This is a genomic window from Pedobacter sp. AC163, assembly GCF_979258665.1.
Genome location: NZ_OZ409872.1, coordinates 1,524,434 through 1,545,735 on the forward strand (window position 1 = coordinate 1,524,434; position 21,302 = coordinate 1,545,735).

Consider the following 21,302-nt stretch of genomic DNA (forward strand, 5'->3'; position numbering starts at 1 on the left):
ACTAGCCATGCTAAAACCAAATAAAATAATCTTAATTCTGCTTCTATTTCTTAGTGGGATTAAATTATTTGGGCAAGAGTGTACAGGGGCATTGGGCGACCCCGTGATTAACTTCGACTTTGGGCGTGGCTCATCGCTTTTCGGGCCATCGTTAGGAGGCATTACCAACTATAAATTTGTTGCTGGTACTCCCTCCGATGGAGATTATACCATTTCTAAAAACACCTTCGGTATGCTCAATCAAACGAGTGGTTGGCACCAAATTACCAATCATACACCTAACGATCCGGATGGTTATATGATGATTGTTAATGCCTCTACGAACCCGGGTATTTTTTATCAGACTAATTTACCCTCATTATGCTCAGGTACAACATATGAATTTGCCGCCTGGGCAATCAATATTTTAAACTATTCAGGAAAAAAGCCAAATCTTACTTTTCAAATTGAGACCAAAATGGGTCAGATTTTGAAAACCTATATTACTGGCGATATCTTAGATGGCCCTATCCCTCAATGGATTAAATATTCTACTACATTCACAGTAGGAACAGAAACTGATCTTGTGCTTAAAATCATCAACTCTGGTCCGGGTGGTGTTGGAAACGACTTGGCTTTTGATGACATTACTTTTAGAGCATGTGGTCCTGTAATTACTCAGAAGATAGACAATAGCGAAAATGTAAATGCTAATTTATGCGAAGGACAAAGTGCTAATTATCAGTTGGAGGCCAATGTCTCTAATGATGTTTATGTTAACCCAAGATATCAGTGGCAATTGAACACTGGAAGCGGATGGAACGATATCGCAGGTCAAATAGCCACTACATACACAGCCATTTTCAATAATGCAACCTCAGGCATTTATCAATATCGTTTAGTTGCTGCAGAAGCCGACAATATAAATTCAGTAATTTGCAGGGTTGCATCTCAGCCTGTTACGATTAATGTTACCGCCTACCCGATAGCAAAGGCAGAAAATTCAGGCCCTGTTTGTATCGGCGAAACTATCCAGTTAAATGCATCTGGCGGAACGTCCTACAGCTGGAAAGGACCAAATTTTTCTTCAACTGATAAAAACCCAACCATTTCAAACGCCACCAAAGCAATGTCCGGAGATTACGTGGTAACCGTATCCACCAATGGTTGTACAAACACAGCCACAACGTCCGTTTCTGTGCTTGATCAACTATCAGTTTCTACCAACATTACAGAAGCTACCCTTTGCGAGGGAAATTCGGTCGCACTTTTAGCTTCGGGGGGAACAGCCTATAAGTGGACTCCAATAGCTGGACTCTCTGATCCAACCATTCCAAACCCCATTGCCTCTCCCAACGACAACACCGTTTACCGTGTTGAGGTTTCAAACGGCGGATGTGTAGATTATGCCGACATCAGCATTTCGGTAATAAAAAAGGCTGTTGCCGATGCCGGAAAAGATGTAAAAATCCTTACCGGACAGTCAACTAAACTTAACGGAAAGATTACAGGTGATTATGACTATTTTTACTGGACACCAAGTGATTACTTAGACGACCCACTAAGTTTAAGTCCAACAGCAACGCCTCCAACTGATATTACTTACACCTTAACCGCTGTACCTAAGTTTGGTTGCTCAACCGGGAGTGACGATGTATCGATAAAAGTTTATCCAAAAATCGTAATCTCCAATACCTTTTCGCCAAATGGCGATGGAATAAATGATATTTGGGAGATTCCAGCTGCTTACGCCTTTCCGAATCCTGTTGTCAAAATTATTAATAGAAACGGACAATTGGTTTACCAGAGCACCGGCCCTTTTAAACCCTGGGATGGGAAATTGAATGGAAAAGATCTTCCCTCTGCTGTTTATTATTACACCATCTACTTTAATAGTGACTTCCAAACCTTTAGCGGCTGGATCAATCTGATTAGATAAAAAGCCATTCTTGCTTTCGCTTATCGTTTTGAAATGCTATTTTTGAGCACAATGTATATCGTTAAAGTTAAAGGCATCGCCAAAATTCCAGATTACGTACAATTACGAGATGATAAGTTTACCTTATTGGCTTACTTTAGGGTAGATCGGCCAGATAAATCTTTGGAAAAACTGGGTTTGGGCGACAAACAAGAGTACATTATGGAAATGGTTAAAGATTTGCCTTTTGGGCAAATTGCTAAATTAGAAATATAAAATGGCAGGACACGCAGTAATTCATTTAAGCAATGTTGATGTTTTTCAACAGAAACACTTAGTACTCTCAAACGTAAATTTACATATCGAAAAAGATGAATTTATTTTCTTAATCGGTCAAACAGGTTCGGGTAAAAGTAGCTTACTGAAAATTTTATATGGCGATTTACACATTGGCAACGGCGAGGGAAATATTGCTGGTTTCGATTTAAAAAATTTAAAAGAAAGCCAAGTGCCGTTTTTACGCAGAAAATTGGGCGTAGTTTTTCAAGATTTTCAGTTGTTAACGGATAGAACCATAGAAAAGAATCTGGAGTTTGTTTTAAAAGCCACAGGTTGGAATGATCAAAAACTGATTGACGAGCGTATTAAAGATGTTTTGGATAAAGTGGGTTTACGTTCGAAGATCAAGAAAATGCCACACGAAATTTCTGGAGGCGAACAGCAACGTATTGTAATTGCAAGGGCTTTACTTAACGACCCGGAAATTATTTTGGCCGATGAGCCAACTGGAAATTTAGACCCAGAAACTTCAGAAGAAATTGTAACACTTTTAAAGCAAATTAGCCAGGGCGGAACTGCTGTTTTAATGGCTACCCACGATTACCATATTATCCGCACTTTTCCATCCCGTATAATTAAATGCGAAAATGGAGTGGTGCTCGAAGGCGCACAAATAGCCTAATGATTTTAGAGTTTAGATTTACGATTTTTGATCCGGCACCTGCCGTAAGAATTTTATGTTTGGTTATTTCAAAATCAAACCTATTAAAACCGTCGTTTGGAATCACAAACTTAAGTCCATCCATTTTGATTTCTGCCAAATCGTAAATCAAAAATCTACAATCGTATTTCTTCTGTCAATCTGTTCAGATAAAGCCACATAAATCTGACAGCTTGGCTGATTTACGTTTATGGCAAAATAGTTGAGATTATCACAAAAAAATTCAGCCTAGTATTATGTTTAATAAGAAGAAAAATAACGATAAAGAAGAAAATATAATGAATCCTGAAAATTCATCAGAAAATGCTGCTGAGAATGCAGAAAATACTGATGCCACTATAAAAGAAACTGAACAAGCGCCAGAATTATCTGTAGAAGAAAAATTGCAAGCTGAGGTTCAACAACTTAACGATAAATACTTGCGTTTATATGCGGAGTTTGATAATTACAAACGCCGTACTCAAAAAGAACGCGTTGAGTTGCTACAAACTGCTGGTAAAGATGTAATCGTATCATTATTACCTGTTTTGGATGATTTTGATCGGGCATTAAAAGCCATGGAAACTGCTGCTGATGTTGCACCAGTGAAAGAAGGAATTCTATTAGTGAGCACTAAATTGAAAAATACACTATCACAAAAAGGTTTAAAAGATGTAGAAAGCATCAATCAACCATTTGATACAGATTTTCATGAGGCAATTACCAATATTCCTGCACCTACCGAAGATTTAAAGGGAAAAGTGATTGATGAAGTTGAAAAAGGTTATACATTAAATGATAATGTAATTCGCTTCGCTAAAGTTGTAGTTGGAGCGTAAATTAATTATTGAATGTTTGAAGGATTGAATGATTATACATTCTATCACTCGATCATTCAAAATTCAATCATTTTAAAAAGAAGATGAGTAAAAGAGATTATTACGACGTGTTAGGCGTTAGCAAAAGTTCGGCTGCCGACGAGATAAAGAAAGCCTATCGCAAGATGGCCATTAAGTATCACCCAGATAAAAACCCTGGTGATAAAGCTGCTGAAGATAAGTTTAAAGAAGCAGCCGAAGCTTACGAAGTGCTAAGTAGCCCGGAAAAAAAGCAACGCTACGATCAGTTCGGGCATGCGGGTGTTGGTGGTGCCAGTGGCGGTGGTTATGGTGGTGGCGGAATGAACATGGATGACATCTTCAGTAATTTTGGAGATGTTTTTGGTGGTCATAATCCTTTCGAAAGCTTTTTTGGCGGTGGTGGCGGTGGCCAGCAACGTGGCCGCAGGGTAGCTAAAGGCTCTAACCTGCGTATTAAAGTTAAGTTAACACTTGAAGAGATTGCCCATGGTGCAGAGAAAAAAATCAAGGTTAACAAATTAATTGTTTGTAAAACTTGTGATGGCTCTGGAGCAAAAGACAAATCATCCGTAAGTACTTGCGGTACTTGTGGAGGTAGCGGACAAGTGCGTAGGGTAACCAATACCATTTTGGGCCAAATGCAAACCGCTTCTACCTGCCCTACTTGTAATGGTAGCGGTCAACAAATTACTGCAAAATGTAATGTTTGCCATGGCGATGGCGTTGTACGTGGCGAAGAAACCATCACCATCAACATTCCTGCGGGTGTAAGCGAAGGCATGCAGTTAAGCATGAGTGGAAAAGGTAATGCAGCACCAAATGGCGGTATCCCTGGAGATTTGATTATTTTAATTGAAGAAATTCCTCACGAAACATTAAAACGCGAAGGTAATAACATAGTTTACGATTTACATTTAAGTTTTGTTGATGCTGCTTTGGGCATGAGCCTTGAAGTGCCAACAATTGATGGAAAAGCGAAAATTAAAATCGAACCTGGAACGCAGAGCGGAAAATTGTTACGCTTAAAAGGAAAAGGTTTACCAGAAGTAAACTCTTACCACAGAGGCGACGAAATTATTCACATCAACATTTGGACACCTAAAGCTTTAAGTAGCGACGAACGCAGTGCACTTGAGAAATTACGTGAATCTCCAAATTTTAAGCCGCAACCAGGTAAAAACGATAAAAGTTTCTTCGAAAGAATGAAAGAATATTTTGAGTAATTAATTATCGATAGAACATAAAAAAAACCGATGGCTCTCGCTATCGGTTTTTTCATTTTCAGGCACTCCAACTAGTCAACAAAACTGTTGTAACTAGTGCGCATATATTCGTGCTTTCTAATTAAATTTTCTGTATCATTTTCTGTTATTTTACCAGATGTTGCAGCATCCCTCATCACCTTTTTGGTTTCTATTAAAAACTCTTTAAAGCTTTCGTTAAAACGCCTGAAAGAATCATCCTTACCTGGATACTTAGCTGCATTTGGAGCATCCATTTCTGTATGTTTTTTGTTTTGTGCTTCCAATGCGGTGTACGCAGTCTTTATTTTAGCTTCATCAGCTTTATAATTTTTCGTTTCCAAAATTAGTTTATTAAAATCAGCTACCGCTTTACGGTCATCTTTCATCGCAAAAATATATTCTTTAAGGGGATGCGTTTTCAAAATAATTCGTTCTGCATCATCACCAATTACTTCTAATTTCGTTAATAATTGATCATCATATTTGTAATAAGTTTTACTCATTGCATAAATGGAATCAACAAGCGCTTTGCCTTTTATACCTTTATCATCTTTGAAATCTTCGGCTTTAATATAATCGTCAAGCGACTTATACGTATTTTTCATTTTTTCAAATGATTCATTTAGTGCCAATACATTATCCTTAAAAAACTTCTGATCTTCACCGCTTAAAACTTTTGGTGGAGTTTCAGGTTTCATGGTTGATTTGCTAAAATGCGGAACGGAAAAAGGTGTTATAATACCTATAAACGCATATTGATTATTAGGTTGTTCCAGTCCTCTGGCAATGCGCTGCACATTGCTCTCCATGCTTTTCAAATAGGTATTGTTTTTATCTGTGTAGGCAACTAAAACGTTGTTATATTCTACTATTTGATTGGCCTCATCATTACTGGCCTCGGCATATTCGGTTTTAGCATTTCCATCTTTTTTATCGCCGCCTTTACATGCAGAGAATGAAATCGCTGTTGCGACAATTAATAGTTTGATAGGTAGTTTCATCTTTAGCTTTTGGTTATATCTGATTTATTAATTAAATGGCAGTTGTTTTTAAATAAATGCTTAACAATAATAGCTTCGGGATGTTTGTTGAAACAAATGCTTTGTTTGAGGGATGACTAATCAAAACTAAATTTTATTCGCCTTTAAACGAAATTTATTTTCACTTTAAAATTATTTTTACTAATTATTTTAGTAATTTTAATTATGAAAAATTTGTTTTTGGTATGTTTGATCCCTCCGAAAGACATTGTGGACGATATTGATAATTTGAGAAATTTTATATCTGAAAAGTTTAAAGTTTTCGAATCTCTTAAACGCCCTGTACACCTTACTTTATATGATCCGGTTAAGATAACCTCACTTTCGCAAGAGGATTTTTTTTTCAGCGCACTAAATAATGCTGCCTATTCCGAGTCGTTTGAGCAAATTTTATTGAATTTCAATTCCTTTCCAGAGCATACATTTTACATAGATGCACAACAAAATCAAGGCATTATGAATTTGAAGAAACAAATAGATGAAGAACTTAAGCCGATGAAATTAATTGAAAAAAATAGGCCGAAATTTAATCCACACGTAACATTAGCCTTTCGAGACCTAAAGCCAGAAGTTTGCCGGGAACTTATTACTGAGTTTAAGGATCGTAAGTTTAAAAGGAAATTTTTAGTTTCAGCCTTTTCAGTTTATAAACATGATGGCAAAAGATGGCAGGCCTTTAAAGAAATTCCATTTAAATCTCCATCAGAAAAGCCGAAACCACTAACACTTTTTGGTTGATTAAAAAGGCATACCGATACCAAAATTATACTGAACAAATCGATAGGTATCTGGAGCATGCGTTAAGTTATATTGTTCTTTAAACGCTTTTGATCCCGAAAACATTTTGCCGATTACCCATTGATCGCTACTCCCAAATTGTGGATCTTTTAATTTCAAACCTACATCAAACCTGAAAACAAAATACTGAACATCGTAACGCAAACCAAAACCAGTACCGATAGCCACTTGTTTAGCCAGTCTACTCAATTTAAAAACGGTTAGTTCATCTAATTCGGTAACCTGCTGACTGATTGATTCCCCTAAACGAACATTCCAGATATTACCAGCATCTAGAAATGCTGCTCCTCTTAAGGTTGCTCCAAAAAACTTTTTTGCCAGTGTAAAACGATATTCAAAATTGGTTTCAAGGCGCATTGTTCCCAATTGATCTAAGCCAAATAACGCCTTTCTTAATGTCTCTGAACCAATAACTTCCCTGTTGTAATTACCTGGTCCAACAGTTCTAGCCTGCCAAGCCCTTAAACCACTAGATCCACCGGCAAAAAACTGTTTCTCAAACGGAATACCTGTTAAAATAGAATTCCCGTAAGAGTAGGCAATTCCAGTATTTAGGCGAGCAATAAACTGCCTTTCTCCTCCCAAATGTTTATACCATCTTAAATCTACCTCTGGCCTAACATATTGGTTAAAAGGCAGACCGAGAATACGTGCAGGATTGTCATTGGCCGGATCGCTATCCGATCCGCCAAGCTTGGAAATGCCTTGCAAAAGGTTTCCAGCAATATCAATATTTGCCCTTAAATAAAAGAATGTTCGCAATTGATTTAACTTATCTGCATTTAAGGTATAACTGTACTTCATCCCTAAAGTTAAATCCTGACGCCTTAACAATGTTGCATAATAAAGGTTATTTGCCACTTCATTTACATCCAAACTATCACTTAAATTACCAAAACGATATTCGAAATTTAAAGGCGTAAAGGAATGCAGCTTTGATTTTGTTTCAAACCAATCGTAGGTGATCGAGTTGATAAAAATATTTCGAACGGAGACATCTTTCTGCAAGGCATAAATATAACTGGACGAAAATGTAGTATGCGGCATACCATTTCCTCCCAATACCGGATTGTAAAACGGAATAATTAGGCGTGGAACGGTAATACTTGCACTAACCGAGAAATCGCGTTGATAAATATCTCTAAATGGAGATGTTCCATTGCCTATCCGAGATTGTAACCCACCTTTTACCTGAAACTCAAATCGCTCTGCGCCCCTAAATAAATTGTTGTTGGTATAAGTATTACTGATATTAATGCCCACTGTACCACCATTAAAAGGCACTTCACCCTCTATCCTATTGCTCATCACCTTTTGGGGCGTAACCATGATAATTGGATTTATTTTATTGCCCGTGCTATCGCGATTGAAATAATCAATTTTAACATTTTTGAAAATATTCAATTCGTACAAACGATCGTAGGTTAAATTTTCATTTCTAATATCGTAGAGTTCGCCCTGTTTTAAGAAATCATAGCGAAGAATAGGGTTTTTCCTATATCTTTTCGATAAATCGGTAAATGAAACACCGCCAGCGGTATCTCTGTTTACATAATTACGCAACGAATCTGGAAAACCATCCGGACTAGGTGCAATAATCATATAGGTTGTGCCGATTTTGTACTGTTTGTGCGGCCCCGTCGCCGGGTTGGTAATATTTAAACGCAAATTTACTTTTTGCGGCTGTTCGGTTTCAATCACATCGAAATTTACATAAGGACGTAAGAAATAGAAGTAGCCATTTTCTTTCATCACCCGGTAAATCTGTTCACGCTCATACGTTAACGAATCTACATCATAGCGCATACCTGGATGTAAACGCGTAAAACTCGATTTATTTCTATCATAAACATCCTTAACTGATTTACTAAAGATGGAGTCGCTCAGTTTTGCTACATACGATGCCTTACCCTGGTTTGCCTTAAAATCAATTTCTGCTTTCTTATTTTCTACTTTAATTTCAGCGGCAACCTTTGCATCGAAATAACCTTTACCCGTTAAAAATTTCTGAATCTGATTTCTTGATATTTCTACCAGTGCACTATCCAAAATTGCCGGAGGCGTACCAAAAGGTTTGATGTTATTGGTTTTATAACGGCCATCTTTAGTATTAAACAAATTGTATAACGGTACGTTTATGCTAAAAGCCGATGGCGGACGAATATCTTTTTGAACATAATTATAAGCCTGCTCCTCAAATTGCGCATCTACACTATCAATTGTAACCTTTTTCACAATTGATTGATAATCGGGAATATACTTTGTAGAAGAACAGCTCTGAATTAAAACAATAATAAATAGTAATATTGCAGTGCTTTTCAGTTTTATATTTATCAAGTATTGGTATGCTTTCAAAGTCTCAAATTAGTTTTATAAAGTCATTGCATCAAAAAAAATATCGTAAAGAGCACGGTTTATTTTTGGTTGAAGGCATAAAATCGATTCAAGAATTTACCCATTCGAGCTACCAAATCCACAGCATATTTTACAACAGCGAACAATCCAATTTGTTACCCAAATTGCCTGCAAATATAAACTTATTTGAAGTAAACAACGTTGAATTAGGTAAGATTAGTACTTTGCAAACGCCACAAGGTTTTTTGGCGATTTTACATATGCCGAAAGACCGAAAAATAAATCCAAAATCGTTGCAAAATCAATTTACATTGATGTTGGATGGTGTTCAAGACCCAGGCAATATGGGCACCATTATTAGAACAGCAGATTGGTTCGGCTTTGATAAGATTATCTGCTCTGAAGATACCGTAGAGGCTTATAACCCTAAAACTGTACAAGCCACGATGGGCTCTTTGGCCCGGGTTGAAATTTATTACGAACACCTACCATTATTTTTAGAATCCAACAATTTGCCAGTTTTTGGTGCGTTGCTGGATGGCGAATCTATTTACAAAACCAATTGGGGCAACGAAGGCTTAATTGTGTTAGGCAATGAAGGGAAAGGAATTTCTAGTGAGGTGATTAGTAAAATAAATAAGCCAGTAACCATACCGCGAATTGGAGCAGCCGAATCTTTAAATGTAGCAGTAAGTGCAGCAATTTTTTGCGCTGAATTAGTGCGGGTTAAAAATTAGACTGATAATAATTAAGATATTATTTGCGCACTAATTAATAATTGCTATTTTTGCAACCTTGAATTTCAAGGTCGAGTGGCCGAGTGGCTAGGCAGAGGTCTGCAAAACCTTCTACAGCGGTTCGAATCCGCTCTCGACCTCCATTTGTACAAATAAAATAATTAAAAGGTTATTACCATGGCAGTTACCAGATTAAAAAGAAAAGACAGAAGGAATAAAAATACAGCTCACCAAGAGGTAGCATTTTTAAAAAGAGCAACTAACATTGAGTTAGGAAGTCGCTCTGCTCAACCTAAAAACGATCAATTAGCTAAAAACAACGCTGTTTTAGCTGGTTTAGCAAAATAGTTTTTAGCGAGTTTTCTCGAAAACATTTAAAGCATCCTTCTGATCAAAGGATGCTTTTTTTATGCACTATAAATTTTGTTAAAAATCAAGTGGGCTTTGAACCCTCTGCTTTGCAACATCGGTAATGTGGGTATAAATTTGCGTCGTATTTAAACTATTATGACCGAGAAGTTGTTGGATATATCTAATATCCGTTCCATTTTCTAACAAATGCGTAGCGAAACTATGGCGTAAAATGTGTGGAGAAACTTTCTTTGTAATTTTTGCTTTTGCTGCAGCTTCTTTCAAAACTATTTGCACACTTCGAGGCGAATATTGTAAACCAGATTGCCCTTCGAATAAATACAGCTTTGGGCGACATAATTTGAAATAATCCCTCAACAATGGCAGCACAGTTTGTGGCAGCATCACCTGCCGATCTTTCTTACCCTTTGCCTGATAGATATTAATTACCCCATTTTTTGAATCAATATTATTGATTTCTAAATTAATTAATTCGCTCAATCTTAAGCCACAACCATATAATAAACTTAAAATCGCCTTATGTTTCAGATTCTCAACTACGCCAAGTATTTTCTTCACTTCATCTTTATTGAGGTACTTGGGTAATTTTTGTTCAGTTCTTTTAGGAAACAGGTAATCTATTTTCAGAGATCGCTCAAAAACCATTTTGTAGAATAACTTTAAACTCCCAATTAAATGTTTTTGATAAGCCGCCGAAATATTCTTTTCTGTAATCGTTTTGTACAAATACTTTTCAATTATGTTTTCATCGACGTTCTCTACACCGATTTGGCTATTTTCTTTAAAAAAAACAGACAAGGCCGCACGGTAAGATTTGATAGTAGAAGCGCCATACCTGGCAATTTCCATTTTTTGCTTGAAAATTTCTGAATATTTCATATTAGGCTATAAGTGCGTAACATTCGTAAATCCAAAAAATATGATTTCAAACAATAGGGCTAATACATTGAAGATAAACAAAATGCAAGCTAGAAAAAATTTTTAGTAATCTTATTTGCGAATGTTATTTAATGCGGCTTTGCGAAATGCGTAAATTTAGATGTTGTGTGCTATTTTATTCCGACCATTATGTAAACGCAATAGAAAAAAATGAAATTAGTAGACGGCAATACAATAATTTATAGAAACACGCCAATGTTTGGTTATTTTCTATTTTGGACATTGACGTTCTTTTGTTTATTCGTCGGCTCAACACTTTGGGCAACTATGATATGGGTAGAAAGCTATTATTATATTCATACAGAGGACATTTTTTTTAGTGTGGGTCTTGCTTTTTTAGGACTCATATTTCTGATAGGAACATATAAATGCACAAAAAATTTAGTTTATATTTATAAAGAGAAGCCAATATTTACCCTTAATAAAATTGGAATAAAGTATTATGTCGACCGATTGATCAATTGGACTGAAATCGAGAAAATTATTTTGCAAAAAGACTTTGATGTAAAATATTTGACAATCTGTTCAATTGACAAGACACAAATAAGTTATCAATTGGATGCTACACAAACTACAGAGTTTAACAATCTACAGAATTTTAAAACTTGTTTAAATAAATTCCCAGTGAAGGTTGAAATTGATGAGTGAGGATGATAAAAACAGCACACAACAGGGTTTTGCGTCAGGCGGGCTGAAGTGCAAAATTCAATAGCAGTTTTTCAATTAAACATCAGTAATAAAACCAGTATTTGTGCTTCGATTTCCCGCCCGAACGCAAAGCCCCGAAACGTTGGCGGTAATTTTATAGAACGACACCACAGAACTAAAACGACAAAATATGGACATTAAAGAATTTAAGGAAAATTGGGGTCTGACAGCAATTCCAACTGAATTAGAGAAACTAATTTACTTTCAGACAAATATCTCTTCTTTTGAAAATTACTCACAAGGTTTTGGAGTATTAATTGACAACAAAACTGGTCTTGAAAGTTGGAGTGAAGACGTATCATTTTTAGAAAAATTATTTCCTTTTGCACAAGCAAATGGTTCGGGTTCTTTTTATGCAATTTGGAATGACGGAACGACTAAACCTATCAACGAAATGCCGATTGTAGTGTTTGGAGATGAAGGCGGTGTGCATATTATAGCTAAAAATATTTTGGAACTTCTTCATTTAATAACATTTGACACAGAAATTTCAGTTGATTTTGAAGAAATCTATTTTTATAAAGACGAAGACGATTATGAAGAAAGCGAAGATTTGAATGAATTTTTAATGTGGCTAAAAGGAGATTATGGTTTAGACCAAATTAAAGAGCCTTCTGAAATTATTGGCTCTGCACAAGAAAAATATAAAGAAGCGTTTGACAAATGGTTTGGACAATATTTTGACGCTGAATAAACAAAAACTACCGCCAATAAGGGTTTTGCAATAGTGGGGCGAAACTGTCACAAAGTGATGCCTTTGGCCCAAGTTCAACAGTTGTTCTTCAGTCCAACTTTTGTACAAAATTGAAGATTTCCCGATGTAAAATCGGGACAAGTAGTGCTTCTATTGCCCCACCATCGCAAAGCCCCGAAACGTTGCCTGCCATTTTACAGAACCACCAAACACAACAAGAAATGAAAATAGAACTTTACCCAACTTTTGACAGCGTTTTTACTGACGGACAATTAAAAGGAATATTTTATCCTTTATGTGGAATCGAACTGAATGACGAAAAAAACACAAAACTATTTTTCGTTTCATCAAATGGAATTTGGACAAACGAAAGTAATTCGACCGAAAATAATAACAATACTTACACGAAATTTAACCTTGTAGAAAATAAATATCAATTCAATGGAAATATCAAACTATACAACGGACACGAAACCGCAAAACAAATTTTTCAAATATTAGAAACTGACTTTGAAGAAAATGGAAAAAAATATTTGGACAATAAGACTAAAACAGAGGAATATATAAATCAAGCTAAATTAAAAATTTCAATTCCAGAAAGTACCGAATTTAATATTGATTATTACATTCAAACATTTTATGAATTTTCAATTAACAAACTAAACTTTCAATTGACAAATGAATTTGGGGCATTTAGAGAAATAATTGATGATTGGGGAAAATCAGAAAAGAAATCACCTATCGTTTATGAAATTTCATCTGACAATAATTCAAGTTTTGCTGACATCGAAATAAACGCTGAATATTTGTTTCCTAAAAGTATCAACCTAACTGACTATGAAAAAATAGGACAAGTTATCGGTTTTGAATTTTTTACAGACGGAAATGACAGTATTCTACTTTATAACAAAAATGACAAAATAGTTTTGAGTATTAACAGCTATTCATAAGAAAAAAACGGCAGGTAACAAGGGTTTTGCAATAGTGGGGCGAAACTGTCACAAAGTGATGCCTTTGGCACAAGTTCAACGGTAGTTCTTCGATTGAACTTTTGTGGAAAATTGGAGATTTCCCGATGTAAAATCGGGACAAGTAATGCTTCGACTTCCCGCCCGAACGCAAAGCCCGGAAGCGTTAGCGGTAATTTTGAGACCTGCACACAATAGCAAACACAATAAAAATGAATAAAATCTTACTGTTTTTAAATTTAGTCACGCTTTCTTCTTGTAATGGGCAAATGAACAATACTACCGAAAGCTATTCCCAAAAAGTAGAATATGGACTTAAAGGTAATGTAAAAGAAATGAAAAAGTATGTTTGCAAAGTAGAAAACAACAAGATTCCTCTTGATACCACTAACTTTTTCCGTAGCTATATCAAAACTTTTGATGAAGATGGAAATTCTGTTGAATACAATAGTTCAAACAAAGACGGAAAAAATACAATCCATATGAAGATGATTTTTTCAGGAAAAGGTAAGGATATTAGTTACAAAGAGACTGTTTCATTTGATAAAACAAAAAAACAAGAAAAAGAATATAAATATGTTTGGTCAGACGATTTTACCTACAAAATTGTTGATATAAATGATGGAAATTATAGTCAAACTCAAACTATAAAACTGAACAAAGAGTTTAGTATCATCGAAGATAATTTCAAACAAGGCGATTATGAATCCTTAGAAAAAAGAGAAACGATAGTAAAAAACAACAAAATTGAAAAGATAAAATCAACTATCACAACTAAAACTGATGATAAAGCCGAAATCAGTTATCACATAGAAATAATAAAAAAATATGATAAATACGATAATCCCACTATTATCTACATCTACAATACCTTAGATGAAACACAATTAAGTGATATTATTTTTCAAGAATACATTTATTATTAGGCATAAAAAATCGTATTTAATTTTTGGTTGGCTTACCGTTTATGGCGCCAAAAAAATATTCAGAAACAACACTGGACTTATCATTGATAACGATGGAATAAACGACAAATCTGCTCTTTTAAGTGTTGGCTTTATTAAATGGGATGAGATTACGAAATAAAGACAGAAACCTATCAGAACTCAAAATTTCTACTCGTTTTTGTGACAGATCCAAATCAATTTTTAGAAAACGTAAAAGGACTAAAACGAAAAATGATGCAAGGAAATATGAATACTTACGGAACTCCTCTTTCGATAAGCCCAAACACTTTGAAATATTACTTTAATGCACTTGAAAAATTATTGCAGGAAAGATTAAACGAACACCAAAATAAAACGCCGAACCTTTAATGAAGTATAAAGTAGAGTTGTGTTGAAGTTGCCTGCCATTTTATTGACCAATATCTTACAACAATGAGCGAACAATTAAACATGATTAAAAGCAAACTGTAACACCTTAAAATATTCGACAAAGACCTGAAATTATTTGGTGCAGACACGCACGAATATTTGCTCAACAATTGACGATATTTGCTTTTCTACCTACTCGCTGCGATTGCGTTACTTTTGCAAAACCTGAAACATTAGCAATCACGCTAAAAAAACTTCTAAGAATGAAAAACATTTTAATTGTAATCTGTTCCATAGCATTTCTAACGAACTGCAATCGATCGCAGAAACAAACGGTTGGCGAAAATGACAGACTTGAACTAATTCCTGAACCAGACAAGGCGGAAAGATTGAAGTATGAAGCGAATGAAAAATTAAAAAATTCAAATTGCATCTTTAACGATCCTGACACCTCACTTTGTGGAATAGTTTTAAGAAATGCAGCAAGTGCTACTAAACTTGTGGGATCAAATAATACCATTGATAAATTAGACCACTATCAGTTCTATTCAAACCTTGAAAGCGAAACACTCACATTAACACAACATCCTGGAGATAGCAAAAATCAAATTTCGATTATTAAAGTTGAAAAATCTAGTAAAGCAAGCTACGGATTTAAAGCGCTAAAAATCAACAGATTTACTACAGAGAAAGGGATTAAATTAGGTTTAACAAAAAATGAAATCATTGAAAAACTGGGAAATTGTTATACACCGATTGACAGTGCAAAAGGTTATATTGAGTTGTATTATGAAATTGAACAACCTAAAGACAGTAAGTCGAAAATTCTAGCAAATAACAATATGCCTAAATATTTTGCGAGCTATAAATTATGGAATAACCGATTGGAGAAATTTGAATTCGGGTTTGAATATCCCTAACATACAAAGCCCAAACAGCTATTAGATTTTCCAAAAGCGATTCAAAATTATGAAGTAATTGAACTGCTATCCTGAACCCGCGAGAATTGAAAAGCCGACATGATGTGCAATCACCAGTAAATACTCCATTATCAAATTGCTGATTCACTACTTTATAATGAGATTCCGCAATCGTTCTTCATGTTCGTCTCCCCAGTTACCCAAAGCAGAAATTACAGGAATTAAGGTTTTCCCAAAATCTGTTAAACTGTATTCAACTTTTGGAGGAACAACAGGATAAATAACTTTTGAAATTAATTCGTGTTCTTCCAATTCTTTTAACTGAATATTTAGAACCCTGCGTGAAGCCTCTGGTATTTTCCTTTGCAATTCACTGGGACGTTTATGTCCTTGTTCGATAAACCAGAGCAAACGAATTTTCCACTTGCCATAAAGCACCTCACCAATTAAATCAAGGCCACAATTTAGATTCAATGGAATTTTTCTGTCTTTCATAAAGCAAACTTAGTTCAATGTTCCAAATTGTACAATAGGGGAAAAATTTAACCCTATGCAATTCGATATTCCGTACTTGTTCAAACCTTTTGTATACACCAATTTTGCCCATAAATAATTATACAATGGTACAATTTAATTTTAGCAATGAATTATCGGGCAAAATTGCCTTGGTAACAGGAGGCACAAAAGGAGCTGGAAAAGCGATAGCGGAAAGGCTTTTACAAGCTGGCGCAACCGTTATTATTACAGCACGAAATGCACCTGAAAAAGAAAACAACAATTTGCATTTCATTTCTTCCGATTTGAGCAAGGCAGAAGATTCACAAAAAGTAGTTAACGAAGTACTTTCTACTTATGGCAGGCTCGACATTTTAGTCAACAATCTTGGTTCTTCGGTAACGCCTGCTGGTGGTTTCGCTGCATTAAAAAATGAAGATTGGGAATCGACGCTGCAAGCTAACTTGCTTGCTCCTGTACGATTAGACAGAGGATTTTTACCACAAATGATTGAACAAAAGAGTGGGGTCATTATTCATATCGCCTCTATCCAAGGCAAACTTCCATTATACGATTCTACGTTGCCTTACGCAGCTTCAAAAGCAGCATTGATCAATTACAGTAAAAGCTTATCAAACGAAGTGACGCCAAAAGGAGTTCGAGTACTCACTGTATCACCTGGATGGATCAATACTACAGCATCAAAAGCATGGCTGGGTGAAATTGCAAGAAACGCAAACAGCAGCATAGAAGAAGCTCAACAAGGAGTTATGAATGCCTTAGGTGGGATACCGTTTGGCAGACCTGCAGAATCAGAAGAAGTAGCGGAATTAGTTGGCTTTTTGGTTTCGCCAAGAGCTAATTATTTAACAGGAACCAATTTTGTAATCGACGGGGGAACAGTACCCACAATTTAATAATCTAAAAGAACAAAAATATGAACTTACCAAAAGTAATCACCGATTTAGTAACAGCGCAAAACAATTTTGATAGTATAGCTTATGCCAATTGTTTTAATGAAACAGCCGTAGTTTTTGACGAGGGCAAAACGCACAATGGAAGAAAAGAAATAGAAAATTGGATAGAAAAAGCCAATAAAGATTATCAAGCGACAATGAAACCCATTGAATATCTAAATGCCGATCAAATATTAAAAACGGAAGTTTCTGGTAACTTCCCCGGAAGTCCTATTGTTTTGGCATATCACTTGGAAATAAAAGACGGTTTGATCCAATCTTTAAAAATTACTGGTTAATAAAAATTTGGGGCGCAAGCCAAATTGAACAATTCAAGCATTAATCGACATCTATTCTTTTCCCAAATCTGCTAAATTGATTCACTCATTCTAGCGGTAGTTTGGGAAAAGATATTTAAACCAATAACAATTGGTTATGGCCGAATTCTTTACATAGCCAAACGAATTATAATTCACCTGCCATTTAAATTAATTAAGCATTATTTTGAGCAACCAATTAGATAGTGCTATGATGTACAAATTGATTACCCTGGCTTCAACTACTTTAAGTTTGCTATCAAACATTTCGTCTGCAGAAAATAATTATAACGCAAACCTATCGGATGGCGTTGTTCCAAACAGTATAGGCAGATCACAGATCGCAAGAAACCAACTTAATATCTTTAGGGTGGTTGCCATAGGAGATAAAAACCCAAAAGCTTTTATCTCCGTTTCTGATATCTATAACGACACTTTAGCCATACCGTCAACTTACGTCAACAATCAAAAAAACATTTCATTCGATAAACTGAAGTACTTCGAGCTACAGGCAGCTTACCGTAAAAAACTGCTTAAAGGAACGTTTATAAAAGAAACCGATACGGTATTTATGTACGATTATAAACTGAACCAACTGTCGAAAACTCCGGTTGTTCAATTAAAAGCCGTTGCGCACTTAACGCCCTACGCGGATAAAGGTGAGCAAATTACGATATGGGATTACATGATTGGTTTTGAAATTGGAGACAAGCTGTTAAAAAAATCGGCTTCAAATTACTATGAAAATCTACTAGTCTATATCGGTAGCAATAATCCGTTCTTGCCAGGAAAAATGCAATTGGTAAAATGGAAAGAAATCAATAAAAAACAATTCCCTATTTCAAATCATAATACGTTAACTAAGGGCGATAAAGAAGCCTATTACAGTTTTACAGGTGGTTCAGTTATCTATTATATTAAAGATATTTTAACCGACGGAACCATAACCGAGAGGTATTTTATTGCAATCAGCACAAAAGGTAAAGTAGTTTTGAAAAATGAGAAATTTACAAATAGTGAAGGATCATCATTAGCTCCTCTAAATTTTGTGGCTGGAAATAAAGAAGAAAATCAATGGGTAGGTTACCTGTTTAAAAACAAACCAGCTGTTATTCTTGGTTTCGAGTACCATTCTTTTGGTTGCCCAAGCATTATTGTATTAAACAAAGCCTCTGGTAATATCGCCATTAACTGCGACAACCGACATTAGATATTACAGTTTTTACGCACTCACCCGAAAGAAAAAAGCACTCCCACTCTCATTTTCAAATATTCAACATATTGGAACGAATATAAAATAAAGGTCCACGGATAATAATAACGTCTTATTCTTGTCGCATCAAGGTGTATTTTTATTTAGTTAATCTACATATACCTATTAAACTAAAAGACATGAGCACCACACTTATCATCGTTCTCGTTGCCATGGCGGCTATATACGGAGGCATTTTCTATTTTATGCAAATAAAAAAGAAGAAGCAAGCAGAGATGTTTCTCAACACAAATTTTAGCGCAGAAATGAATAAAGCCGCCATTTATAAAAACAACTTTTTAAATGAAGAGCTCTCCTTCATCAGTGAACAGATGGAAGGCAAAATGATTGATGCCTTTAATTATGCCAGTCTAAATTATACAACGAAAGATTCTATTAAAGATAGCCTGAAAGATAGCTTAAAGGGAATGGCAACGTTAGGAACAGTCAGATTTCATTCCGTTCAAACCCCGAAATATCTGGTTTTAAGCGGAGATGATTTACACCTGTTTGATACAGATACTGATGGAGAAATCTCCAGCCATTTTGTTTTCAAACCTGCTCGTTTACTGGTCTCGTCAATTACCGAGCTTCCCCTTGAAGGAACAATAAAAGCATATGCCAGGCAAAAAGGAGATCAAGTTAAAGCTTTTAGAATTTCCTTGGCTACAGACGAAATTCCGATAGAGCTTATCCTGTTTTCTGCATTGTTATTCAGCTATCCTAATACGGGTTTAAGTGCTTTTTCATTGAACGTACAAAAAAACCTGGAAGAAATTATTATTGGCAATGATTTCCTTAAAAAGTTGGGCGATCGTTATCCAAACCTAAGGGTATCGGGACTAGTGGCTTAGCATATTTTAAATCTTTGATTTCTAAAGTCTACCTCGATCAGATGTTAAATTAGCCTACTTAGGCTATTCGTTCTTAAATCAATCAACGCAAAAAGACATGAAAATAGTAAAGCTTATCACATTAATGAACTTAGTAATCGTCTTGGCTTCTTGCAACGGACAAGAAGCAAAATCAAATCACCAGAATAACCAGCTCTCAACAGATACCGTGAGTCAGTTCGCAATAGGAGGTTACATGATCATGCCCAAACTAAAAGAGGTTCGGGCTTATAAAATGATTGGTGGTGCAAATTGGGATGGCTTCACTTTTGAGAAAGATCCAAAAATTGATTATGATAAGACGACCCTCTTAGCCATTGGGAACAGCACTTTTTTTAAAGAATACTTCCCTTTCAAATTTGATTTAGACAAGCTAAAAATCATTCTACGTGATGAGTTTTACTTCCTCTGTAGAGACGACAAAAATATTTATTATACATCTGAACGAATTAAGGCAGTTAAAGTTGACATTTCAAATTTCACTGCAGTTAATGATTTTGTTTATAAATCCAAAACAAATGGAAAGCTGTATTTCCTTGATATCAAATCCTATGCGCTTGCTCCGGTAGCCATACCAGTTGATGAGCCATCTTTGAAACATATTGCAGCAAATTATTTTTATGACAAAAACGGGCTGTATTTCTTTGGTGAACATTCTAAAATTAATTCAAAAGGCTATTATGACGACCATGTAGATCAATCGGAGAAGCTGATGGATGGAAGCAATGTAGTGCCAGTGATCTCTAAAAAATACTTCTCTTACAACAACCAGGTTTTCGCAATTGACGATAACTCCATTAAGAAGCTAGATATAGATCAGCGTAAAATAATCGAAATTAAAATTAATGATACAGAATCATTTATTACGGATGGAAAATCGATATATAGTGATTTAAATTACGGCTATGATGATAGTGGACATAACGAAAAAGGCTATTATGGTATTTGGTATCCCAGCCTTTACTCCAACATTAATCTTCAGAAGATCTTCTCTCCTTCTCTATATTTCCAAAAAGAAGGTAAGGCCGTAGTCTTCAATAAGTATGACCCAAATACTTTCCCAGGGCTCTTTATCAAAATTGACAATAAAAATTATCTATTGACAGACAAAAAAAAAGTGGAAATAGAGCAGGTACTATTTTACAATCCGGAAACTAAGAAAAATGAGGTTTTTGAAGAAAAGTATATCAAGACGTATGCTTTAGACGGGTTTATGCAATATAAGGACAAGCTATATTTTAATGGAATGCCTGTTGAAACTTCAAAGCTGAAAATGGATAAGTTAAGGCAAATTCCAAACAGTAATTACCTTACTGATGGCGAATCAATCATATACCTAGGTAATATAGGGGGCTATAGCAGTGTAACGAAGGGCGATCTGGAATATGCAGTTTTTGATGAGTTAATTTTAAAAAACGTTTTTACAGATAAAATGAAAGCTGTAAATCCTGATTTGATCACGGATGGTATTTCTTTAATCAGCAGGGCGCAAATAGTGAAGATAAAAGATCTGCATCTTAACGTCAAGATCCTGGAATAATCATATGGAAGTTCTGAATACT

Annotated in this window: 22 protein-coding genes, 1 tRNA gene and 1 pseudogene; 20 read left to right on the forward strand and 4 right to left on the reverse strand. The window is 35.4% G+C overall.

The genetic code is table 11. The features are described from left to right. The first annotated feature begins 7 nt into the window (after positions 1 to 7). The 5 genes from ACZZZK_RS06365 (at position 8) to dnaJ (ending at position 4,959) form a co-directional block, all read left to right on the forward strand. A complete protein-coding gene (locus ACZZZK_RS06365; RefSeq protein WP_463483420.1) occupies positions 8 to 1,918 on the forward strand; it encodes a gliding motility-associated C-terminal domain-containing protein in 1,911 nt (636 codons plus the stop codon). Between the two features lie 51 nt (positions 1,919 to 1,969). Continuing rightward, the gene (locus tag ACZZZK_RS06370; RefSeq protein ID WP_057932355.1) at positions 1,970 to 2,173 is read left to right on the forward strand and encodes a hypothetical protein; all 204 of its coding nucleotides are present in this window, start codon (positions 1,970 to 1,972) and stop codon (positions 2,171 to 2,173) included. 1 nt (position 2,174) lies between these two features. Further along, positions 2,175 to 2,858, forward strand: a complete 684-nt coding sequence (locus ACZZZK_RS06375; protein WP_056849569.1) for a cell division ATP-binding protein FtsE — start codon at positions 2,175 to 2,177, stop codon at positions 2,856 to 2,858. Between the two features lie 275 nt (positions 2,859 to 3,133). Continuing rightward, the gene (locus ACZZZK_RS06380) at positions 3,134 to 3,715 is read left to right on the forward strand and encodes a nucleotide exchange factor GrpE (protein ID WP_056849568.1); all 582 of its coding nucleotides are present in this window, start codon (positions 3,134 to 3,136) and stop codon (positions 3,713 to 3,715) included. A gap of 83 nt (positions 3,716 to 3,798) precedes the next feature. After that, a complete protein-coding gene (gene dnaJ, locus ACZZZK_RS06385) occupies positions 3,799 to 4,959 on the forward strand; it encodes a molecular chaperone DnaJ (RefSeq protein ID WP_463483421.1) in 1,161 nt (386 codons plus the stop codon). A 71-nt stretch (positions 4,960 to 5,030) separates the two neighbouring features. Here dnaJ and ACZZZK_RS06390 read toward each other — a convergent pair whose 3' ends face one another. Further along, on the reverse strand, positions 5,031 to 5,981 hold the full coding sequence (locus tag ACZZZK_RS06390) for a DUF3829 domain-containing protein (protein WP_463483422.1): 951 nt from the start codon (positions 5,979 to 5,981) through the stop codon (positions 5,031 to 5,033). Between the two features lie 204 nt (positions 5,982 to 6,185). On the opposite strand from ACZZZK_RS06390, the gene ACZZZK_RS06395 reads away from it, so the two are divergent. Then, positions 6,186 to 6,758, forward strand: coding sequence for a 2'-5' RNA ligase family protein (locus ACZZZK_RS06395; protein WP_463483423.1), 573 nt, complete (start codon positions 6,186 to 6,188; stop codon positions 6,756 to 6,758). Here the strand turns inward: ACZZZK_RS06395 and tamL are convergent, their stop codons facing one another. Then, a complete protein-coding gene (tamL, locus tag ACZZZK_RS06400) occupies positions 6,759 to 9,173 on the reverse strand; it encodes a translocation and assembly module lipoprotein TamL (RefSeq protein ID WP_463483424.1) in 2,415 nt (804 codons plus the stop codon). Between tamL and ACZZZK_RS06405 the strand changes: the two genes are divergently transcribed. From ACZZZK_RS06405 to ACZZZK_RS06415, 3 genes are all read left to right on the forward strand, one after another. After that, positions 9,164 to 9,910 (forward strand): TrmH family RNA methyltransferase, encoded by a 747-nt coding sequence (locus ACZZZK_RS06405; RefSeq protein WP_463483425.1) that lies wholly within the window; start codon positions 9,164 to 9,166, stop codon positions 9,908 to 9,910. The two genes, tamL and ACZZZK_RS06405, sit on opposite strands and share 10 nt — an antisense overlap. A gap of 69 nt (positions 9,911 to 9,979) precedes the next feature. Continuing rightward, positions 9,980 to 10,053 (forward strand) — tRNA-Cys (locus ACZZZK_RS06410). A gap of 34 nt (positions 10,054 to 10,087) precedes the next feature. Beyond that, positions 10,088 to 10,258 (forward strand): hypothetical protein, encoded by a 171-nt coding sequence (locus ACZZZK_RS06415; protein ID WP_010602219.1) that lies wholly within the window; start codon positions 10,088 to 10,090, stop codon positions 10,256 to 10,258. Positions 10,259 to 10,336: 78 nt separating this feature from the next. On the opposite strand, the gene xerA is transcribed toward ACZZZK_RS06415, so the two are convergent. Beyond that, complete coding sequence (gene xerA / locus ACZZZK_RS06420) at positions 10,337 to 11,161, reverse strand: site-specific tyrosine recombinase/integron integrase (protein WP_463483426.1); 825 nt, start codon at positions 11,159 to 11,161, stop codon at positions 10,337 to 10,339. Between the two features lie 210 nt (positions 11,162 to 11,371). On the opposite strand from xerA, the gene ACZZZK_RS06425 reads away from it, so the two are divergent. The 6 genes and pseudogenes from ACZZZK_RS06425 (at position 11,372) to ACZZZK_RS06450 (ending at position 15,827) form a co-directional block, all read left to right on the forward strand. Then, positions 11,372 to 11,869 carry a hypothetical protein gene (locus ACZZZK_RS06425; RefSeq protein WP_463483427.1) on the forward strand — a complete coding sequence of 166 codons (498 nt, stop codon included), beginning with the start codon at positions 11,372 to 11,374 and terminating at the stop codon, positions 11,867 to 11,869. Between the two features lie 190 nt (positions 11,870 to 12,059). Next, positions 12,060 to 12,623 (forward strand): hypothetical protein, encoded by a 564-nt coding sequence (locus tag ACZZZK_RS06430; RefSeq protein WP_463483428.1) that lies wholly within the window; start codon positions 12,060 to 12,062, stop codon positions 12,621 to 12,623. Positions 12,624 to 12,844: 221 nt separating this feature from the next. Beyond that, complete coding sequence (locus tag ACZZZK_RS06435; protein WP_463483429.1) at positions 12,845 to 13,573, forward strand: hypothetical protein; 729 nt, start codon at positions 12,845 to 12,847, stop codon at positions 13,571 to 13,573. Positions 13,574 to 13,803: 230 nt separating this feature from the next. After that, positions 13,804 to 14,517 (forward strand): hypothetical protein, encoded by a 714-nt coding sequence (locus ACZZZK_RS06440; protein WP_463483430.1) that lies wholly within the window; start codon positions 13,804 to 13,806, stop codon positions 14,515 to 14,517. Then, positions 14,483 to 14,907, forward strand: a pseudogene (locus ACZZZK_RS06445) (STM3941 family protein). The gene ACZZZK_RS06440 and the pseudogene ACZZZK_RS06445 overlap by 35 nt, the downstream one beginning before the upstream one ends. Before the next feature lie 263 nt (positions 14,908 to 15,170). Beyond that, complete coding sequence (locus ACZZZK_RS06450) at positions 15,171 to 15,827, forward strand: hypothetical protein (RefSeq protein WP_463483431.1); 657 nt, start codon at positions 15,171 to 15,173, stop codon at positions 15,825 to 15,827. Positions 15,828 to 15,974: 147 nt separating this feature from the next. On the opposite strand, the gene ACZZZK_RS06455 is transcribed toward ACZZZK_RS06450, so the two are convergent. Next, positions 15,975 to 16,322: a winged helix-turn-helix transcriptional regulator gene (locus tag ACZZZK_RS06455; protein ID WP_463483432.1), complete on the reverse strand. Its 348-nt coding sequence runs from the start codon at positions 16,320 to 16,322 to the stop codon at positions 15,975 to 15,977. 125 nt (positions 16,323 to 16,447) lie between these two features. On the opposite strand from ACZZZK_RS06455, the gene ACZZZK_RS06460 reads away from it, so the two are divergent. The 5 genes from ACZZZK_RS06460 (at position 16,448) to ACZZZK_RS06480 (ending at position 21,280) form a co-directional block, all read left to right on the forward strand. Continuing rightward, positions 16,448 to 17,239 carry an SDR family oxidoreductase gene (locus ACZZZK_RS06460; RefSeq protein WP_463483433.1) on the forward strand — a complete coding sequence of 264 codons (792 nt, stop codon included), beginning with the start codon at positions 16,448 to 16,450 and terminating at the stop codon, positions 17,237 to 17,239. A gap of 20 nt (positions 17,240 to 17,259) precedes the next feature. Beyond that, the gene (locus tag ACZZZK_RS06465; protein WP_463483434.1) at positions 17,260 to 17,577 is read left to right on the forward strand and encodes a nuclear transport factor 2 family protein; all 318 of its coding nucleotides are present in this window, start codon (positions 17,260 to 17,262) and stop codon (positions 17,575 to 17,577) included. Positions 17,578 to 17,782: 205 nt separating this feature from the next. Continuing rightward, positions 17,783 to 18,805: a hypothetical protein gene (locus ACZZZK_RS06470; protein WP_463483435.1), complete on the forward strand. Its 1,023-nt coding sequence runs from the start codon at positions 17,783 to 17,785 to the stop codon at positions 18,803 to 18,805. A gap of 182 nt (positions 18,806 to 18,987) precedes the next feature. Beyond that, positions 18,988 to 19,701 carry a hypothetical protein gene (locus ACZZZK_RS06475; protein ID WP_463483436.1) on the forward strand — a complete coding sequence of 238 codons (714 nt, stop codon included), beginning with the start codon at positions 18,988 to 18,990 and terminating at the stop codon, positions 19,699 to 19,701. A 97-nt stretch (positions 19,702 to 19,798) separates the two neighbouring features. Further along, positions 19,799 to 21,280, forward strand: coding sequence for a hypothetical protein (locus ACZZZK_RS06480; RefSeq protein ID WP_463483437.1), 1,482 nt, complete (start codon positions 19,799 to 19,801; stop codon positions 21,278 to 21,280). The last annotated feature ends 22 nt before the right edge of the window (positions 21,281 to 21,302 follow it).

Coding starts and splice junctions, on each gene's coding strand:
- xerA (WP_463483426.1), bottom strand. CDS start 11,161: ATGAAATATTCAGAAATTTTCAAGCAAAAAATGGAAATTGCCAGGTAT.
- ACZZZK_RS06475 (WP_463483436.1), top strand. CDS start 18,988: ATGAGCACCACACTTATCATCGTTCTCGTTGCCATGGCGGCTATATAC.
- dnaJ (WP_463483421.1), top strand. CDS start 3,799: ATGAGTAAAAGAGATTATTACGACGTGTTAGGCGTTAGCAAAAGTTCG.
- ACZZZK_RS06465 (WP_463483434.1), top strand. CDS start 17,260: ATGAACTTACCAAAAGTAATCACCGATTTAGTAACAGCGCAAAACAAT.
- ACZZZK_RS06395 (WP_463483423.1), top strand. CDS start 6,186: ATGAAAAATTTGTTTTTGGTATGTTTGATCCCTCCGAAAGACATTGTG.
- ACZZZK_RS06440 (WP_463483430.1), top strand. CDS start 13,804: ATGAATAAAATCTTACTGTTTTTAAATTTAGTCACGCTTTCTTCTTGT.
- ACZZZK_RS06370 (WP_057932355.1), top strand. CDS start 1,970: ATGTATATCGTTAAAGTTAAAGGCATCGCCAAAATTCCAGATTACGTA.
- ACZZZK_RS06425 (WP_463483427.1), top strand. CDS start 11,372: ATGAAATTAGTAGACGGCAATACAATAATTTATAGAAACACGCCAATG.
- ACZZZK_RS06380 (WP_056849568.1), top strand. CDS start 3,134: ATGTTTAATAAGAAGAAAAATAACGATAAAGAAGAAAATATAATGAAT.
- ACZZZK_RS06405 (WP_463483425.1), top strand. CDS start 9,164: ATGCTTTCAAAGTCTCAAATTAGTTTTATAAAGTCATTGCATCAAAAA.
- ACZZZK_RS06375 (WP_056849569.1), top strand. CDS start 2,175: ATGGCAGGACACGCAGTAATTCATTTAAGCAATGTTGATGTTTTTCAA.
- ACZZZK_RS06365 (WP_463483420.1), top strand. CDS start 8: ATGCTAAAACCAAATAAAATAATCTTAATTCTGCTTCTATTTCTTAGT.
- ACZZZK_RS06390 (WP_463483422.1), bottom strand. CDS start 5,981: ATGAAACTACCTATCAAACTATTAATTGTCGCAACAGCGATTTCATTC.
- ACZZZK_RS06480 (WP_463483437.1), top strand. CDS start 19,799: ATGAAAATAGTAAAGCTTATCACATTAATGAACTTAGTAATCGTCTTG.
- ACZZZK_RS06415 (WP_010602219.1), top strand. CDS start 10,088: ATGGCAGTTACCAGATTAAAAAGAAAAGACAGAAGGAATAAAAATACA.
- ACZZZK_RS06460 (WP_463483433.1), top strand. CDS start 16,448: ATGGTACAATTTAATTTTAGCAATGAATTATCGGGCAAAATTGCCTTG.
- ACZZZK_RS06455 (WP_463483432.1), bottom strand. CDS start 16,322: ATGAAAGACAGAAAAATTCCATTGAATCTAAATTGTGGCCTTGATTTA.
- ACZZZK_RS06435 (WP_463483429.1), top strand. CDS start 12,845: ATGAAAATAGAACTTTACCCAACTTTTGACAGCGTTTTTACTGACGGA.
- ACZZZK_RS06430 (WP_463483428.1), top strand. CDS start 12,060: ATGGACATTAAAGAATTTAAGGAAAATTGGGGTCTGACAGCAATTCCA.
- ACZZZK_RS06450 (WP_463483431.1), top strand. CDS start 15,171: ATGAAAAACATTTTAATTGTAATCTGTTCCATAGCATTTCTAACGAAC.